Source organism: Arthrobacter sp. 10T416 (assembly GCF_056394165.1).
On the sequence record NZ_JBFTHI010000016.1, the window covers coordinates 18991 to 35425 of the forward strand.

Annotated in this window: 13 protein-coding genes; 5 read left to right on the top strand and 8 right to left on the bottom strand. The window is 70.4% G+C overall.

Annotated features, from left to right (window positions below):
• Positions 1 to 46: 46 nt before the first annotated feature.
• Positions 47 to 3997: a Pls/PosA family non-ribosomal peptide synthetase gene (locus AC1DBE_RS14755; RefSeq protein ID WP_476971000.1), complete on the top strand. Its 3951-nt coding sequence runs from the start codon at positions 47 to 49 to the stop codon at positions 3995 to 3997.
• 59 nt (positions 3998 to 4056) lie between these two features.
• A complete protein-coding gene (locus AC1DBE_RS14760) occupies positions 4057 to 5415 on the top strand; it encodes a M1 family metallopeptidase (protein WP_476971001.1) in 1359 nt (452 codons plus the stop codon).
• Here the strand turns inward: AC1DBE_RS14760 and AC1DBE_RS14765 are convergent.
• The 3 genes from AC1DBE_RS14765 to pheS are packed head-to-tail and all read right to left on the bottom strand — an operon-like array spanning position 5382 to position 9760.
• The gene (locus AC1DBE_RS14765; protein ID WP_476971002.1) at positions 5382 to 6095 is read right to left on the bottom strand and encodes a 4'-phosphopantetheinyl transferase family protein; all 714 of its coding nucleotides are present in this window, start codon (positions 6093 to 6095) and stop codon (positions 5382 to 5384) included. The genes AC1DBE_RS14760 and AC1DBE_RS14765 overlap by 34 nt on opposite strands.
• Positions 6096 to 6152: 57 nt before the next feature.
• Positions 6153 to 8696 (bottom strand): phenylalanine--tRNA ligase subunit beta, encoded by a 2544-nt coding sequence (gene pheT / locus AC1DBE_RS14770; RefSeq protein WP_476971003.1) that lies wholly within the window; start codon positions 8694 to 8696, stop codon positions 6153 to 6155.
• Positions 8697 to 8698: 2 nt separating this feature from the next.
• Positions 8699 to 9760, bottom strand: a complete 1062-nt coding sequence (gene pheS, locus AC1DBE_RS14775; protein WP_476878049.1) for a phenylalanine--tRNA ligase subunit alpha — start codon at positions 9758 to 9760, stop codon at positions 8699 to 8701.
• Between the two features lie 208 nt (positions 9761 to 9968).
• On the opposite strand from pheS, the gene AC1DBE_RS14780 reads away from it, so the two are divergent.
• Together AC1DBE_RS14780 and AC1DBE_RS14785 are read left to right on the top strand one after the other, a co-directional pair.
• The gene (locus AC1DBE_RS14780; RefSeq protein WP_476878048.1) at positions 9969 to 10439 is read left to right on the top strand and encodes a hypothetical protein; all 471 of its coding nucleotides are present in this window, start codon (positions 9969 to 9971) and stop codon (positions 10437 to 10439) included.
• A 1-nt stretch (position 10440) separates the two neighbouring features.
• Complete coding sequence (locus AC1DBE_RS14785; RefSeq protein ID WP_476971004.1) at positions 10441 to 11079, top strand: SIMPL domain-containing protein; 639 nt, start codon at positions 10441 to 10443, stop codon at positions 11077 to 11079.
• Here AC1DBE_RS14785 and pcp read toward each other — a convergent pair whose 3' ends face one another.
• Positions 11080 to 11721 carry a pyroglutamyl-peptidase I gene (gene pcp / locus AC1DBE_RS14790; RefSeq protein WP_476971005.1) on the bottom strand — a complete coding sequence of 214 codons (642 nt, stop codon included), beginning with the start codon at positions 11719 to 11721 and terminating at the stop codon, positions 11080 to 11082.
• 92 nt (positions 11722 to 11813) lie between these two features.
• Here pcp and AC1DBE_RS14795 point away from each other — a divergent pair, with 92 nt between their 5' ends.
• A complete protein-coding gene (locus AC1DBE_RS14795; protein ID WP_476971006.1) occupies positions 11814 to 12956 on the top strand; it encodes an Rv2578c family radical SAM protein in 1143 nt (380 codons plus the stop codon).
• 27 nt (positions 12957 to 12983) lie between these two features.
• Here the strand turns inward: AC1DBE_RS14795 and AC1DBE_RS14800 are convergent, their stop codons facing one another.
• The 4 genes from AC1DBE_RS14800 to AC1DBE_RS14815 are packed head-to-tail and all read right to left on the bottom strand — an operon-like array spanning position 12984 to position 16365.
• Positions 12984 to 14357: an NAD(P)(+) transhydrogenase (Re/Si-specific) subunit beta gene (locus AC1DBE_RS14800; protein WP_476971007.1), complete on the bottom strand. Its 1374-nt coding sequence runs from the start codon at positions 14355 to 14357 to the stop codon at positions 12984 to 12986.
• On the bottom strand, positions 14354 to 14722 hold the full coding sequence (locus AC1DBE_RS14805; protein WP_476971008.1) for an NAD(P) transhydrogenase subunit alpha part 2: 369 nt from the start codon (positions 14720 to 14722) through the stop codon (positions 14354 to 14356). Before AC1DBE_RS14805 ends, AC1DBE_RS14800 begins: the two co-directional genes overlap by 4 nt.
• The gene (locus AC1DBE_RS14810) at positions 14722 to 15879 is read right to left on the bottom strand and encodes an NAD(P) transhydrogenase subunit alpha (protein ID WP_476971009.1); all 1158 of its coding nucleotides are present in this window, start codon (positions 15877 to 15879) and stop codon (positions 14722 to 14724) included. Before AC1DBE_RS14810 ends, AC1DBE_RS14805 begins: the two co-directional genes overlap by 1 nt.
• Before the next feature lie 42 nt (positions 15880 to 15921).
• Entirely contained in the window at positions 15922 to 16365 is a 444-nt protein-coding gene (locus tag AC1DBE_RS14815; protein WP_476971010.1) for a (deoxy)nucleoside triphosphate pyrophosphohydrolase, read from the bottom strand.
• Positions 16366 to 16435: the final 70 nt, after the last annotated feature.

Consider the following 16435-nt stretch of genomic DNA (forward strand, 5'->3'; position numbering starts at 1 on the left):
AGCCACGCGCCATGTTCCGTTCACCTGCCGGGGAGAGAATCACCCCGTGATTGAGCAACAACCGCCCTCCGGCTACGCTGCGCCGGCCGGGCCCGTGTTTGAACCGCAGCTGCCCGGTGCCCTGGCGGCGCCGCCTGCCCGGACCCTGATCGACGTCCTGCAGGACACCGCGGACCGTTTCCCGGAGGCGTCCGCGCTCGACGACGGCCGCCGCTCGCTCAGCTACGCCCAGCTGATGGACGAGGTCCGGGCCGCGGCCAGGCATCTGCACGCGGAAGGGCTGGGCGCGGGAGACAACATCGGGGTCCGGATTCCATCCGGCACCAACGAGCTCTATGTCGCCATCCTCGCGATCCTGTTCGTGGGGGCCGCCTACGTCCCGGTCGACGCGGACGATCCTGACGAGCGGGCCAAACTGGTCTTCGGCGAGGCCCGGGTAGCCGGCATCGTGCGCGCCGGCGGCACGATTACGGCCGCACCGGACCGCCCCCGGCCGTTCCAGGGGGCGCGGCAGCCGGTCCCGGACGACGACGCCTGGGTGATCTTCACCTCCGGATCCACCGGCATCCCCAAGGGCGTCGCGGTGCAGCACCGCTCCGCGGCCGCGTTCGTCGATGCCGAGGCCCGGCTTTTCCTGCAGGCCGAGCCGGTCGGCCCCCCGGACCGGGTGCTGGCCGGGCTGTCCGTGGCCTTCGACGCCTCCTGCGAGGAAATGTGGCTGGCCTGGCGGCACGGCGCCTGCCTGGTGCCGGCGCCGCGGGCCCTGGTCAGGACCGGCATGGACCTGGGCCCGTGGCTGATCAACCACGGCATCACGGTGGTCTCCACGGTGCCGACGCTCGCGGCACTGTGGCCGGTGGAGTCCCTGGAAAGCGTCCGGCTGCTGATTTTCGGCGGCGAGGCGTGCCCGCCCGAGCTTGCCGCCCGGCTGGCCGTTGACGGCCGCGAAGTGTGGAACACCTACGGCCCGACCGAGGCCACGGTGGTCGCCTGCGCCGCTCCGCTGGGCGGGCCGGGTCCGGTGCGGATCGGACTGCCGCTGGACGGCTGGGACCTCGCCGTCGTGGGCTCCGACGGCGCACCGGTCGCGGAGGGCGCGATCGGGGAGCTGATCATCGGCGGCGTCGGGCTGGCCCGCTACCTCGATCCGGTCAAGGACGCCGAAAAGTACGCCCCGTTCCCGGCCCTGGGCTGGGCGCGCGCTTACCGTTCCGGGGACCTCGTGCGGTACGAACGGGCCGGCCTGCTGTTCGTTGGCCGGGCCGATGAACAGGTTAAGCTGGGCGGCCGCCGGATCGAACTGGGCGAGGTCGACGCCGCCCTCCAGTCCCTGCCCGACGTCGCCGGCGCCGCCGCCGCCGTCCGCACCACGGCAGCCGGCAACCAGGTGCTGGTGGGCTACCTCTCCCCCGCCGAGGGCCGGGAGCTGGACCTGGCCGCGGCGCGGCAGCAGCTCACGGCCACCCTGCCGGCCCCGCTGATCCCGCTCCTGACCGTTGTGGACTCCCTGCCGACCAAGACCAGCGGCAAGGTGGACCGGAACGCGCTGCCGTGGCCGCTGGCCGGGGCAGGTGCCGATACCACCGCGGAGCCGCTGGACCTTCCGGAGGATGCCCGGTGGGTCGTCGAGCAGTGGAGCGCGGTGCTCGGCGGAACCGTCACCAACCTCGACGCCGACTTCTTCGCCTTCGGCGGCGGCTCGCTGGCCGCGGCCCAGCTCGTTTCTGCGCTGCGGGTCCGCTACCCCACCATCACGGTGGCCGATATCTACGCCACCCCACGGCTTGGCGCCCTGATCGACGCCGCCCGCCAGTCCCTGCCGGAGGGCGGTGCCGCCGCGGCCGGCGAACGGTCGGTACGTCCCACGTCCCGCCGGGCCCAGTGGCTGCAGACCTTTCTTGGCGTTCCGCTGCACATCCTGGTTGGGATGCGTTGGCTGACCTATTTGATGGCCGCCAACAACGTGCTCGCCTCCCTCGCCGGGTTTTCCGCCGCCCCGACGCTGTCCTGGTGGTGGGTGGGCGCGTCGTGGCTGGTATTCGTCAGCCCGGCCGGCCGCATGGCCATCTCGGTAGCCGCGGCACGGCTCCTGCTGCGCAACGTCCGTCCGGGCAGCTATCCTCGCTCCGGCCGGGTGCACCTGCGGCTGTGGCTCGCGGAACAGATCCAGGACCTGGCCGGCGCCATCAGCCTTGCAAGCGCCCCCTGGGTGCCGTACTACGCGCGGGCCCTCGGCGCCACCATCGGGAACAACGTCCAGCTGCACTCGCTGCCGCCGGTCACCGGCCTGCTGTCGCTGGGGAGCGGAAGCAACGTCGAACCCGAAGTGGACCTCTCCGGCTGGTGGATTGACGGCGATTCGGTCCATATCGGGGCGATCCGTATCGGCGCCGACGCCGTGATCGGAGCCCGCAGCACCCTGATGCCCGGCGCCAGCATCGGCGCCGGGGCGCAGGTGGAACCGGGTTCCGCGGTCCTGGGCCGGGTCAAGGCCGGTCATCTGGTGGCCGGTTCCCCGGCCGAACGCCGGGGCAAGGCGAAAGCGGACTGGCCCGATGCCCCGCCGGAGCATCGCCTGGCCGGCCGGCTGTGGTTCGTGGGTTTCGCCTCGGCGTCGGCCCTCCTGGCCCTGATCCCCTACGTCTCCGCCGCGGCCGCCGCGCTGGTGATCTTCGCCGGCATCCGCGGCCACGACTCGCTGACAGGCGCCCTGCCGCAACTGGTCCTGTCCCTCCCGCTGGCCGCACTCGCCTGGTTCAGCGCCAACCTGCTGCTGATTCTGGGCACCACGCGCCTGCTGGGGCTGGGGCTGCAGGCCGGCTACTACCGGGTGCGCAGCCGGATCGGCTGGCAGGTCTGGGCCACGGAACGGGTCCTGGACCTGGCCCGCGACCTGCTGTTCCCGATCTACGCCAGCCTGTTCACCCCCGTCTGGCTGCGCCTCCTGGGCGCCAGGATCGGCCGGAACGTGGAGGCCTCCACCGTGCTGCTGATCCCGAAAATGACGACCGTCGGCGCGGGGGCCTTCCTGGCCGATGACACCCTGATCGCCTCCTACGAGCTCGGCGGCGGGTGGATGAAGATTGCCCCGGCCAAGGTGGGGAAGCGTTCGTTCCTCGGCAACTCCGGCATGACCGGAGCCGGGCGGAGCGTGCCCAAGAACTCTCTGGTGGCGGTGCTCTCGGCCACCCCGGCGAAGGCCAAGGCGGGCACGTCGTGGCTGGGCAGCCCGCCGGTCCGGCTGCGGCGGACCGCCATCGCCTCCGACGACACCCGCACCTTCCAGCCGCCCCTGCGGCTCAAACTCGCCCGCGCCTTGTGGGAGCTCTGCCGCTTCATTCCCGTGGTGTTGACAGTGGCCGTGGCCGCCGCGGTGCTGATAGCGCTGGACTGGCTGGCGGTGACCTTCAACTACGCGGTCGCTGCCCTGCTGGGCGGCGTGGTGGTGCTGCTGGCCGGCGCGGCCGCCGCCGGAAGCGCCGTCGTCGCCAAGTGGCTCCTGGTGGGGCGCATCCGCCCCGGCGAGCACCCGCTCTGGAGCTCCTTTATCTGGCGCAACGAGGTGGTGGACACGTTCATCGAGATGGTCAGCGCCCCGTGGTTCGCGCGCGCAGCGTCGGGTACCCCGGCCCTTGTCTGGTGGCTTCGTGCCCTCGGCGCGAAGATCGGTGCCGGCACCTGGTGCGAGAGTTACTGGCTCCCGGAAGCGGACCTGGTCACGCTGGGCCGCAGTTCAACGGTGAACCGGGGCTGCGTCGTCCAAACGCACCTGTTCCACGACCGGGTCATGAGCATCGACACTGTTACGCTCGAAGACGGCGCCACCATGGGCCCGCACGGGGTCATCCTGCCGCGGGCACGGATCGGCAACGGGGGCACCGTGGGTCCGGCATCCCTTGTGATGAGGGGGGAAACGGTCCCCGCCGCCACCTACTGGATGGGCAATCCCGTCAGTCCGTGGGGCGGCCCGGTAGTCCCGGCGCCCAAGCCGAAGTAGCACCAGCCCGCGCTCCGCCCGGCAGGCACCGTGCCAGCCGCAACCACCGAAGGCCGTCCATGACTCCCCCAGCATCCGCCGCCGAGGAACTGCCTCCCGCGGCATCCGCGACCGCCCCGGATCCCTACATGCCCGGCCACGGCACCGACGTGTACCGCGTCGCGCGCTACGAACTGGAGCTCGACTACCGGATCAACAGCAACCACCTCCGGGGCCGCGCCATCCTGCACGCCGTTGCCCGCCGGCAGAGCTCCGCGATTGTCCTCGACCTGACGGGCCTCCGGGCCACCAAAGTCCTGATGCCCGGCCGGAAGGTCCGCAAATTCAGCCAGCGCGCCGGCCAGCTGGTGGTGGTGCCGGAGCCCGTGGTGCTACCCGGTGACGAGTTCAGCCTGGACATCCGCTACGAAGGAAACCCGGCGCCCCGCCGCGGACTCTGGGGTGAGGTGGGCTGGGAGGAACTGAGCGACGGCGTCCTGGTGGCCGGCCAGCCGAACGGCGCCGCGTCCTGGTTCCCCTGCAACGACCACCCGGGAGACAAAGCCAGCTACCGGATTTCCGTCAGCACGGACGCCAACTACCGGGCCGTCTGCAACGGGTCCCTCGTCTCCCACCATGCGCGCTCCAGCCGGGAGACCTGGGTCTACGAACAGTCCGAGCCGATGGCCACCTACCTCGCCACCGTCCAGATCGGCCGTTACGAACTGCTGCCGCTCAACCCGGAACGGACCGCCGGGGACATCGTCCAGACCGCCGCCGTTCCGGCCGAACTCTTAGCTCTGGCACGTACCGGGCTGGCCCGGCAGCCGCAGATGATGCGCACCTTCACCAGTTGCTTCGGGCCTTTTCCGTTCCCGGGCTACACCGTTGTGGTGACCGACGATCCCCTCGAGATCCCGCTGGAGGCGCAGTCGCTGTCCATCTTCGGCCGCAACCACCTGTCCACCGACTGGGAGTCACAGCGCCTGATCGCCCACGAACTCTCACACCAGTGGTTCGGAAACTCGCTGACGGCGGCCTCCTGGAAGGACATCTGGCTGCACGAGGGGTTCGCCTGCTACGCGGAGTGGCTCTGGTCCGAGGAGGCCGGGATCATGAGTGTCGGCGACCGCGCCCGGGCCGCCTGGCGGCTGCTGAGCCGGCAGGAGCAGGACGTGCTGGTGGGCGACCCCGGGCCGGAACTGATGTTTGATGACCGTGTCTACAAGCGCGGCGCCCTGGCCCTGCACGCGGTCCGGCTCCGCTGCGGCGACCTCGCGTTCTTCGCGCTCCTGCACGACTGGACGGCGGCCCACCGGCACGGATCGGTCACCACTGAAGATTTCATCATGGCGGCTGACCGCGCCGCCGGCATCGACGCCGAAGCCCTGCTGCACCCCTGGCTCTACGAGGAAGCGCTCCCGCCCCTGCCCGGCTGATTTGCGACGGCGGCGGCAAAGTGTGCCGGCAGCCCGGTTTCGGCGGGCGGCAGGTCCCGGATGTCGGGATTTCGGAGCACCTCCACCGTGTCCGGAGCTGTCCGCAATCCGGCACCCGTGAGCTTTAGCCACGCCTCTTTCCGCGCCCAGAGGCGTGCCCGTCCGGGCAGTTGCGCGGCCGGGGGAAGGCCGGTCAGGCTGGCCCGCTCCGCCGGGCTCAGCGCCACCGTGTCAAAGCCGTCAAAGTCTGTCCCCGCCGGATCCTGCAGGTCAACGCCGAGGCGTTGTCCGGGCAGGGGGTCCGGAACGGCCGCCAGCAGGATCCAGCCGGCACTGCGGGAGAGGCTGAGCAGCAGCGGCACCGGCGCGCCGCCCACGCTGTACCCCGGCCTGCCGTGCGCGGCTCCGGGGCCGCACTGCGGGCAGGTGTAGGCAGCCGTGAGGTCCGATGCCGGGACCTCCAGCAGTTCCGCCGCGAGCCGGCGCTGGGCCAGCCGGCCGGACAGGAAGGCCTCCCGCGGTCCGGGCTCCAGGCCGTTCGCGCGGTCGAGTTCGACTTCGTCCAGCAGCGCCAGCGCGGCGGCCTCCACGGCGTCCGGGGCCAGCCGGCCCCAGCCAGGGGTGCCGGCGCCGGATACGCCGAAGGGCGGGACCGAACGCAGTACTAACTGCGATGCCATGGTCCCGCCCTCCTGCAGGTCACCGGTTGACGTCAAAACGTCGGGTCCGTCAGGGCGTCAGCGCTGCACGGCCCCGAAGCGCTCGTGCGCAGCTGCGACCGCGGCGTCCCTGGCGGCCGAGGCCTCGTCGGCCGTCAACGTCCGGTCATCCGCGCGGAACCGGAGGTTGAAGGCGAGCGACTTCTTGCCGTCCTCGATGCCCTTCCCGGCGTAGACGTCGAACAAGGACACGTCCTCCAGCAGCTCCCCCGCGCCCTCGCGCAAGGCAGCCAGCACGTCATCCGCCGGGACGTCGGCGGCCACCACCAGGGCAACGTCCTGGGTGGCTACGGGGTAGCTGGAGATGTGCCGGGCCACGATCACATCGGCGGCGGCGTCGAACAGCGCGTCTGCGTTCAGTTCCAGCGCCGCCGAGCGGGCCGGCATGTCGTGGGCTGCGAGCAGCTTCGGGTGCAGTTCGCCGGCATAACCGATCACGTCGCCGCTGCGCAGGGCCAGCTGCGCGGTCCTGCCCGGGTGGAAGGCCTGGTGCTCGCCTCGGCTGACCACCAGCTCGACGCCGAGGACGTCGCCGGCGAGCCGGGCCAGGTCCAGCGCGTCGGCCCAGTCCCAGGGCCGGGGCGTGTGCTCGGGCGCGGCGGGGGAATCGAACCCGGTCAACACGGCCGCGAGGTGCAGCGGCTGGTCCGGGACGCCGTCGTACAGCCCGTCCAGCACGTCATCGGCTGGTTTGGCGCCCAACGGAGGAATGGACGCGGTGCCCAGCGTTCCGTTCGGCAGGAACACCAGCCCGGATTCGAAGAGCGCCAGGTCGCGGAAACCGCGGGAGTGGTTGCGCTTGGCCACCTCGATCAGGCCGGGCAGGATGGAGGTCCGCAGGTAGCCGTGCTCTTCGCTGATCGGGTTGGCCAGCTTGAGCGCTTTCCGTTCCGCGCCGGCGGCCGGGACACCAAAGGTGTCGTTGGCAGCCTTGGAGACAAACGGGTAGGCCAGGACTTCGGTGAGGCCGGCGTCGGCCAGGGCCTGGATGAGCCGGCGGCGCTGCTGCTGCACCCGGGTCAGGCCGCGGCCCGGGGGTGCCACCGGCAGGGTCGCCGGGATCTTGTCGTAGCCGACCAGCCGGGCGATTTCCTCGGAGAGGTCCTCCTTGGTCTCCAGGTCGGTGCGCCAGCTCGGGGCCGTGACGGAGTACCCGGTGCCGGTCTTCTCAACCACGGCACCGAGGTCCTGCAGCGAGGTCAGGATCTGCTCCTCGGTGAAGTCGATGCCGATGCGCTCCGCCGCGAAGCCCGCTGGCAGTTCGACGGCGACGGCGTCAGGGGCGGTCCCGACGTCGGTCCCCGTTGCGTCGGCGGTGCCGCCGGCGAGTTCGACCAGGAGGTCTACCACCCGCTGGGCCGCCACCGGGGCGATGTGCCAGTCGACGCCGCGTTCGAAACGCTTGGAGGCTTCGGACGGCAGCTTGTGGCGCCGGCGCGAGCGGGCGATCGAGACCTCGTCGAAGTGCGCGGCTTCCACCAGGATGTTGGTGGTGACGTCCGAGACTTCGGTGGCGGCGCCGCCCATCACACCGGCGATGCCGATCGCACCGGAATCATCTGTGATCAGGAGGTCCTCGGCGTCGAGGGTGCGTTCCTTGGCGTCCAGGGTGGTGATCTTTTCCCCGGCCGCCGCCCGCCGGACCACAATGTCGCCCGAGAGCGTGTCCAGGTCATAGCAGTGGGTGGGCTGGCCGAGTTCCAGCATGACGTAGTTGGAGATGTCCACCGGCAGGGAGATCGACCGGATGCCCGCGAGCCGCAGCCGGGAGGTCATCCACGGCGGAGTCGGCCTGGTGGCGTCGACGCCCCGGACGGTGCGTGCCACGAAACGGTCGCAGCCGGGCTTGCCGTAGATTGGGGCGTCATCGTTGAGCTTGACGCCGAAGCCGCCGGCCAGGTCGGCGGGCGCCGTCACCTTGGATGCCGGGTCGGTGAACGGCGTGCCCGTGGCATGGGCGTACTCCCGGGCGACGCCTCGGATCGAGAACGCATAGCCGCGGTCCGGGGTGACGTTGATTTCGGCGGCCTGGTCGTAGAGGCCCAGCAGCTCCATGGCGTCGGTGCCGATTTCCGGGTCCAGGCCAATGCGGGAGAGGACCAGGATCCCGTCGTGGTCCTCGCCGATGCCAAGTTCGCGCACGGAGGCGATCATGCCGGCGGAGAGGTGCCCGTAGGTCTTGCGGGCGGAGATGCGGAAATCACCGGGCAGCACGGCGCCCGGCAGGGTCACCACCACCTTGTCGCCTTCCACGAAGTTGTGGGCGCCGCAGATGATGCCCTGGACGCCGGAGGGGTCGATGCCCTCGCCGGTCAGGGTCTGCTGCTGGCCCTCGGGGACAACCCGGACCTGGCACCAGTTGATGGTCTTGCCGTTGGTCTGGGGTTCCTTGACCAGGCTCAGGACCTGGCCCACCACCACGGGGCCCTGGAGGGTGTCCGTGGGGCGGTGGACCGCTTCTTCTTCGAAACCGACCTTAACGAGGTCCGCCATAACGTCTTCGGCCGTTGCTTCGGCCGGTACCGCTGCGAATTCACGCAGCCAGGAAAGGGGGATACGCACTGTTAGATCTCCATCCCGAAGTGCTCGCTGAAACGTACATCGCCTTCGATCATGTCGCGCATGTCGCCGACCTCGTTGCGGAACATGAGGGTACGTTCGATGCCCATGCCGAAGGCAAAACCTGAATAAATGTCCGGATCGATGCCGGCGGCGCGCAGCACGTTGGGGTTGACCATGCCGCAGCCGCCCCACTCGATCCAGCGCGGACCGCCCTTGGCGCCGGGGTGCCAGATGTCGAGCTCCGCGGACGGCTCGGTGAAGGGGAAGTAGTTGGGGCGGAGCCGGATCTGGGCTTCCTCGCCGAACATTTGGCGGGCGAAGTGCTCCAGCGTGCCTCGCAGGTCCGCCATGGACAGCTTCTTGTCGATGGCCAGGCCTTCGAACTGGTGGAAAACCGGGGTGTGGGTGGCGTCGAGTTCGTCGGTGCGGAAGACCTTGCCGGGGCACAGGACATAGATTGGCACTTCGCGCTCCAGCATGGACCGGACCTGTACCGGGGAGGTGTGGGTGCGCATCAGCAGGTGGGCCTCGGGCGGCTCCACGAAGAAGGTGTCCTGCATTTCGCGGGCAGGGTGGTCCGGCTTGAAGTTCAGCGCGTCGAAGTTGAACCATTCGGACTCGACCTCGGGGCCCTCGGCGATTTCCCAGCCCATGCCGACGAAGATGTCCGCAACGCGGTCCTGCAGGGTCGAGAGCGGGTGGCGGGCGCCGGCACGACGGCGGCGCGGGGCGGCGGTGACGTCCACCGTCTCCTCGACCAGGATSCGGGCGTCGTTCTCSGCCTCSAGTTCSACSGTGCGGTCCGCGAGCGCCTTGTTGACGCGTCCGCGGGAAACTCCCATCAGTTTGCCGGCGGCAGCCTTCTGGTCCTTGGGCAGTGCACCGATTTCGCGGTTGGCCAGGCTCAGCGCGGATTTTTCCCCGGTGTGGGCCAGCCGCACGGCCTTGAGTTCGTCGAGCGTCGAGGCGGCGGCGATGGCGGCGACGGCTTGGTCTACGGCGGCGGTGATGGCGGCTTCGTCCAGAGGGTTCGGGACGGCTGCGCCCGGCAAAGTTTCAGTCATCTACTGTTCTTAGCTACGAGTCGGGTGATGCCGGGAACGGACGCAGCAGCACGCGCGCATCCGTCGTCGGCACTGGGCAGGGACAGGGCAGGGCTCGCCGCAAACTTCCCGGCGGGCGCTCCTGTCCAGTCTAGATGAACGCATCCGGGGGCCCGAACGTGACGGCCGGGCCCTCCTGGCGGCAGGGCTCCCCCGCTAGCATGGCCTCATGACGTCCGGACAGCGGCTGCGGCAGGTGGCCAATGTGTTGAATGCGACGACTCCGCTGGGGTTGCTGCTGGCGGCCTGCGCCCGGACCCGGCTCCGCCGAGGCCCCCGCGGACTCATCATCGCCACGGGCTACCGCTGGCCCCTGCCGGCCGCGGCGGCGTTCACCGTGGGCAACGTGGTGCTCTTCCGCGCAGGAGCGGCCGAGGCACTGAACAACACCGTGCTGCTGGGCCACGAGGAGCGGCACAGCACCCAATACGCCTGGTGCCTGGGCGTTCCGTTCTTGCCCTTGTACTTCCTGGCGGCCGGCTGGTCCGTGTGGAGGACCGGCAACCCGGGGTCGGCGAACGTCTTTGAGCGGAACGCCGGGCTCCAGGCCGGCGGCTACCCGCCGCCCACTCCCCGACACCCCTCCCGGAGGCCGCCACGGCACTCCGGTACCACAGCCTCCGGGCGGATTGAGGCCTAGCATGACGGAAACTCCCAGGACCATCACGGTGACGGGCACCGGTGCCGCGGAAGCGGCCCCGGACCTGCTGACGCTTTCCCTCGGCGTCGAATGCCGCCGCCCCGGGGTGGAGGCCGCCTACGGGGAGGCCGCCAGAGCGTCCGCCGCCGTGACGGCAGCGCTTCGCGGGCAGAATGTGCCCGGCGCGGACATCACCACAACAGGGCTGAACGTCCGGGCCGAGGTCAGCTGGCAGGAGGGCCGGGGCCAGCTTGTCTCCGGGTATCTGGCCACGAGTAGCCTCAGTGTCCGGCTCCGGGTAATGGCCGACGCCTCCCGCATCATCGCCGCGGCGGTGGCCGCCGGCGGGGACGACGTACGCCTCAACGGCCTGGAGCTGGGGTTCGCCGACCCTGCCGGGGTGGAAGCCCGGGCCCGGGAAGCGGCCTGGCACGATGCCGTGACAACCGCCGGGCACTTCGCCGCCCTGGCTGGAGCCCGGCTGGGCCGGGCCCTGTCCGTGACCCGGCAGCCTGGCCATGCCGGCCCGATCCCGCTGGCCGGGATCCAGCGGGCCGTCGCGTCGGAGGTATTGACGGTCGAGGCGGGCGGGGCCAAGGTCACCGCCGCCGTCGACGTCGTGTGGGAGCTGCTGGAGTAATCAGTGGGTGGCGCCGGCAGCGATCCTGAGATCCGCCGTCGTTGCCAGTGCTGTCCGGACGACGACGGCGAGCGCCTGCGCCATCTGTTCCAGCGGCAGCGAGGCGAACCCGCTCCCGGCCGGCACCTGGTCCGGGCCGTACGGGACATGGACAAAGCCGCCGCGGGTGGCGGGGGTCAGCCGCAGGCTGTGCATCAGGCCGTAAAAGACGTGGTTGCACACATACGTGCCGGCGGTCTGCGATACTTCGGCAGGAATCCCCGCACCGGCGAGCGCGGCCAGGGCCGCTTTCAGCGGAAGGGTGCTGAAGTAGGCCACAGGGGCACCGGGAACCACCGGTTCATCCACGGGCGCGTGGCCCGCGTTGTCCGGAATCCGTGCGTCGTCGCAGTTGATCGCAATCCGCTCCAGCGAGATCCGGGCCCGGCCGCCGGCCTGTCCCGCGCAGACCACGAGTTCCGGACGGTACTGCGCCAGCGCCCCGTCCAGGACCGTGAGCGCTTCCCCGAACACGCAGGGCAGTTCGACGGCCACGGCGTCGTGTCCGTCGGCCCTGAGCAGCTCCGCCGCGTGGTGCGCCGCGGTCCAGGACGGGTTGCTGGTTTCGCCGCCGAAGGGTTCAAAGCCGGTCAGGAGGATCATGCGCCCAGCCTAGCAACGCACTGCCGGCTGCAACGCAGAATCCTGGTGCCGCAGTCCTTGACTTAACTTCGAACATATATTCGAATGTACTCATGAGATGGGACGCGCAAGCACTGAAGCCCGCCGAACCAGCCACCGGAGAACCAGCTGACCGGTCAGGCACCGGGCCCGGGCGCGGTCCGGCGCAGGCCGCTCCCGCGCTCCTCCCGCTGGCCGGACTGGTCCGGTCCGTCTCCACCCCCGAGTTTGCCGGGGTCACTTTCCATGAGGTCACTGCCAAATCGGTGCTCAACAAGGTGGTCGCCGGTTCCCGTATGCCCTTCGACTGGACCGTCAATCCCTACCGTGGCTGCAGCCACGCCTGCGTCTACTGCTTCGCCCGCAAGAGCCACACGTACCTGGACTTCGACGCCGGCCTGGACTTTGACAGCCAGGTGGTGGTGAAAATCAACGCAGCGGAGGTCCTGCGCAAAGAATTGGCCAAGGCATCCTGGCAGCGCCAGCACGTGGCCCTGGGCACCAACACGGACCCGTACCAGCGCGCCGAGGGCCGCTACCGGCTGATGCCCGGGATCATCGGCGCCCTGGCCGACTCCGGCACTCCGCTTTCCATCCTCACCAAAGGTACGTTGCTGTCCCGCGACATCCCGCTGCTCAAGCATGCCGCCGCCCAGGTCCCCGTAGGCGTGGGGATCTCGCTGGCCATGACGGACGAGACGCTCTCCGAGGCCGTGGAACCTGGGACCCCCGGCCCGCGGGCACGGCTGAAACTGGTCTCCCGCCTGCGGGAGGCCGGCCTTCCCTGCGGTGTGATGGCCATGCCGATCCTGCCCTGGCTCTCCGACTCCGACGAGGCCTTGGATTCACTCTTCGGCTCGCTGGCGGCGGCCGGCGCTACCGGTGTCACGGCCGGCGCCCTTTACCTCAAGCCAGGCACCCGCGAATGGTTTATGCAGTGGATTGCCCGCGAACATCCCCAGCTCGCCGGCAGGTACCGCCGCCTCTACGGCACCGGCTCCTACGCGTCGAAGGAATACCGGGAGTGGCTGGCCGGGCGCATCCGGTATTTCAAGTCCCGGCACGGTTTCCTGGGGTCCTCCGGGTTCAGCCACCGCGACCTCAACGTTGATCCCCGGGACGAGGAAGCCCAGTACCCGGCTGGGAGCATCCCGGAGCCGGTAGCCGCGGCCGGGCATCCGGCTGGCACCTCGGCCGGGCAGGCCACGCTGTTCTGAGACCGGTCCGCGCTTGGGTCCTGCCAGCTAGAGGAGCTTGACTGCGCCGAGGACCTTGGACAATGAATCCTTGGCGTCGCCGAACAACAGTGTGGTTTTGGGATCGTGCAGGAGCTCGTTTTCGATGCCTGCAAATCCCGGGCGCATCGAGCGTTTGAGGAACACCACCTGTTGCGCCTGCACCACCTCAAGGATCGGCATTCCATAGATCGGTGACCCCGGGGAGGACTTCGCCGCAGGGTTGACGACGTCGTTGGCGCCCACCACCAGTGCGATGTCCGTGTTGGCGAATTCGGGGTTGACCTCGTCGAGTTCCCGCAGTGATTCGTACGGCACGTTGGCTTCGGCCAGCAGCACGTTCATGTGCCCGGGCATCCTCCCGGCCACCGGATGGATGGCGAACACCACGTCCACTCCCCTGGCGGCCAGGGCTGTGGCGAGCTCGGCCACCGTGTGCTGGCCCTGGGCCACCGCCAGTCCGTAGCCCGGGACGATCACGACACGTTGGGCGTACCCGAGCTGAACGGCCACATCCTCCGCCGAGGAGGAGCGCACCGGCTGGTCGCTCAGGGCCGTGGATCCCGCCGTCGAGCCGCCGCGGAAGGCGCCGAACATGATCCCCGTGACACCGCGGCCCATGGCGGAGGCCATCACCTTGGTCAGGATGGTGCCGCTGGCCCCCACAAGGGTCCCGGCGACGAGCAGTAGCACATTGCCCAGCACCACCCCGGACGCGGCGACGGCGAGGCCGGTGAACGCGTTGAGCAGCGAAATCACGATCGGCACGTCGGCGCCCCCGACCGGGAGTACCAGTAGGAGCCCGGCTGCCAGGCCCAGGACCAGCAGTATGCCGGCCCAGCCGGGCGAACCGGTCAGCACCACGAGGGCGCCGGTCGTCAGGGCACCGGCCAGGACAAGGACCATCACGGCGGGCATCCCCGGGAAGAGCAGCGGGCGGGTGCTGATCAGTTCCTGCAGCTTCCCCACAGTCACGGCCGATCCGGCGAAGGACACCGCCCCGACGAGGAGGGTGAAGACCACGGCGAGGCGGACCCAGGGGTCGTCGCTGTGACCGAGTTCCAGTACGGCGACCAGGGCAGCCGCTCCGCCGCCCACCCCGTTGAACAGGGCCACCAGTTGCGGCATCTGGGTCATCTGCACCCGCCGTGCCACGGGAACGGCGAGGGCGGTGCCCACGGCGATGGCGGCGAGGATCAGCGGTATGTTCTCCAGCCGCGCGGAGAGGAACACCGTCACCAGGGCCACCACGGCTCCGGCGGCCCCGATCGCGTTGCCGCGGCGGGCGGTTTTCGGCGAGCTGAGGCCTTTCAGCGCGAGAATGAAGCACACGGCGGCCACCAGGTACAGCAGGGCGGTCCACCCGGGGGCGAGGATGCTCATCGCCGGCCCTCCCCCGGGTCGCTGGCTACGGTCCCGGCGACGGTCCCGGCCCCGGTCCGGGCTGCCGGCGGATCCGCGGGAGGGGCCGTTTTCCGCGGGCCGAACATTTCCAGCATCCGGTCGGTGACCACAAAGCCGCCCACCAGGTTGGCGGTGGCCAGGACCACCGCCAGCAGGGCGACGGCCAGCAGCCAGGGCTCCCCGGCCTGGCCGGCGACGATAATCGCGCCGACCAGGATGATGCCGTGGATGGCGTTGGCGCCGGACATCAGCGGGGTGTGTAGCTTACTGGTGACTTTGGAGACCACTTCGAAGCCGACAAAGACGGCGAGTACCACCACGGTGAGCAAGGTGACTGCGTCCATTAGTTCAGGGCCTCCATCGCTGCCGCGGTGCCGGCGTGGTGGACGGCGCCGTCGTGGGTCAGGCAGGCGCCGGCGACGACGTCGTCGTCGAAGTCCGGTACCACCTTCCCGTCCGTGGTCATCAGGGCCAGCAAATTGGCCACGTTCTTGGCGTACAGCCGGGACGCATCCGAGGCGACAGCCGAGGCCGCGTCCTGCATTCCCACCAGCGTCACGGTCCCGCCCGGGACCGGAACCAGGACGTCCCGGCCGGCGATGACGCCTTCCACGTTCCCGCCGGACTCGGCGGCGAGGTCCACCACCACGGATCCGGCCTTCATCCCGGCGACCATAGCGGCGGTGACCAGCAGCGGGGCCGACCGGCCAGGGATCGCCGCGGTGGTGATGAGCACATCCGCGGCGGCGACGTGCGGCGCCAGTAGGGCCCGCTGCCGGTCGGCCCGGTCTTCGGCGAGCTCGCGGGCGTAGCCGCCGGCGCCCTCGGCAGGGGTGTCCGCGGCCCGGGCGTCGAGCTCGAGATTGATGAAGGTACCGCCCATCGAGGCAACCTCGTCGGCGGACGCGGCCCGGATGTCGTTGGCTGAGACCCGGGCGCCAAGGCGCTTCGCGGTGCCGATCGCCTGGAGCCCCGCAACGCCGGCACCCAGGACCAGCACCCGGGCCGGCGGGATGGTCCCCGCAGCGGTCATGTAGAGGGGGAAGAACCTCGGGTAGCGCAGGGCCGCCTCCAGCACGGCGCGGTAGCCGGCGACCAGGGACTGCGAACTCAGCGCGTCCATGGACTGTGCCCGGGAAATCCGCGGCACGAGTTCCAGGGCGAAGGAGGTGACTCCGGCGGCGGCAAGGGCCCCCACCGTCTGCAGCTCCGAGGCCGGGGACGCGAAGCCGATAGTGATGGTCCCGGCCCGCAACGCCGCGGCGGTCTCGGGGGTGAGCGGGCGGACGTGCAGCAGGACATCCAGTGCATCGGGCGGCAGGGCCGGGGTGAGGACCGCGCCGGCCGCCTCGTAGTCGGCGTCGTTATACCCGGCGGCGGTGCCGGCCCCGCATTCCAGCAGCACCGACAGGCCCAAACCCGTCAGCTGCCGCACTGTCTCGGGGGTGGCCGCAACCCTGCGTTCCCCGGCACGCTGTTCCCGTCTGACCCCGACCTGCACGCCCAGCTCCTCTCGGTTCGCCCCAGCGTAGACATACAGGTGTCAGTTTGGCGAGGGTTCGGCCGCGGCGGCGGCCAGCAGTGCCTCCACAATGGGAAGGTCGGCCGGGATCCAAGGCAGCCGCAGGACTTCGTCCGGGTTGGCCAGGGCCACCCACCGCAGTTCGTCGTGGTCCTCCAGGGGCTCCGGCGTGCCCGCCGCCAGCTCGGCAAACCAGACCCGCATCACGGCCCGTTCGTTCAGCGGCCAGCCGGACGGTGCCGCGGCGGCCAGCTCCGGCCCCAGCCGGACCTCCACCCCGAGTTCTTCCTTCAGTTCCCGGTGCAGCGCGCGTTCCGGAGTTTCGCCGGGGTCCACTTTGCCGCCGGGGAACTCCCACATGCCGGCGAACTGTGGCGGCGCCGTCCGCCGGGCCACCAGGAGGTTCCGGGGGGACGTTAGGGAATCGACCACTGCGCCGCCGACGACGTTGATGAGTTCAGTCACGTCCACCAGTCTAGGGGCGCCCCAGGTGCCCTGCAGGGGGACAATGGTGGAGACCCGGCGCCCGGCGCTG

Coding starts and splice junctions, on each gene's coding strand:
- AC1DBE_RS14760 (WP_476971001.1), top strand. CDS start 4,057: ATGACTCCCCCAGCATCCGCCGCCGAGGAACTGCCTCCCGCGGCATCC.
- AC1DBE_RS14765 (WP_476971002.1), bottom strand. CDS start 6,095: ATGGCATCGCAGTTAGTACTGCGTTCGGTCCCGCCCTTCGGCGTATCC.
- AC1DBE_RS14780 (WP_476878048.1), top strand. CDS start 9,969: ATGACGTCCGGACAGCGGCTGCGGCAGGTGGCCAATGTGTTGAATGCG.
- AC1DBE_RS14785 (WP_476971004.1), top strand. CDS start 10,441: ATGACGGAAACTCCCAGGACCATCACGGTGACGGGCACCGGTGCCGCG.
- pcp (WP_476971005.1), bottom strand. CDS start 11,721: ATGATCCTCCTGACCGGCTTTGAACCCTTCGGCGGCGAAACCAGCAAC.
- AC1DBE_RS14795 (WP_476971006.1), top strand. CDS start 11,814: ATGAGATGGGACGCGCAAGCACTGAAGCCCGCCGAACCAGCCACCGGA.
- AC1DBE_RS14800 (WP_476971007.1), bottom strand. CDS start 14,357: ATGAGCATCCTCGCCCCCGGGTGGACCGCCCTGCTGTACCTGGTGGCC.
- AC1DBE_RS14805 (WP_476971008.1), bottom strand. CDS start 14,722: ATGGACGCAGTCACCTTGCTCACCGTGGTGGTACTCGCCGTCTTTGTC.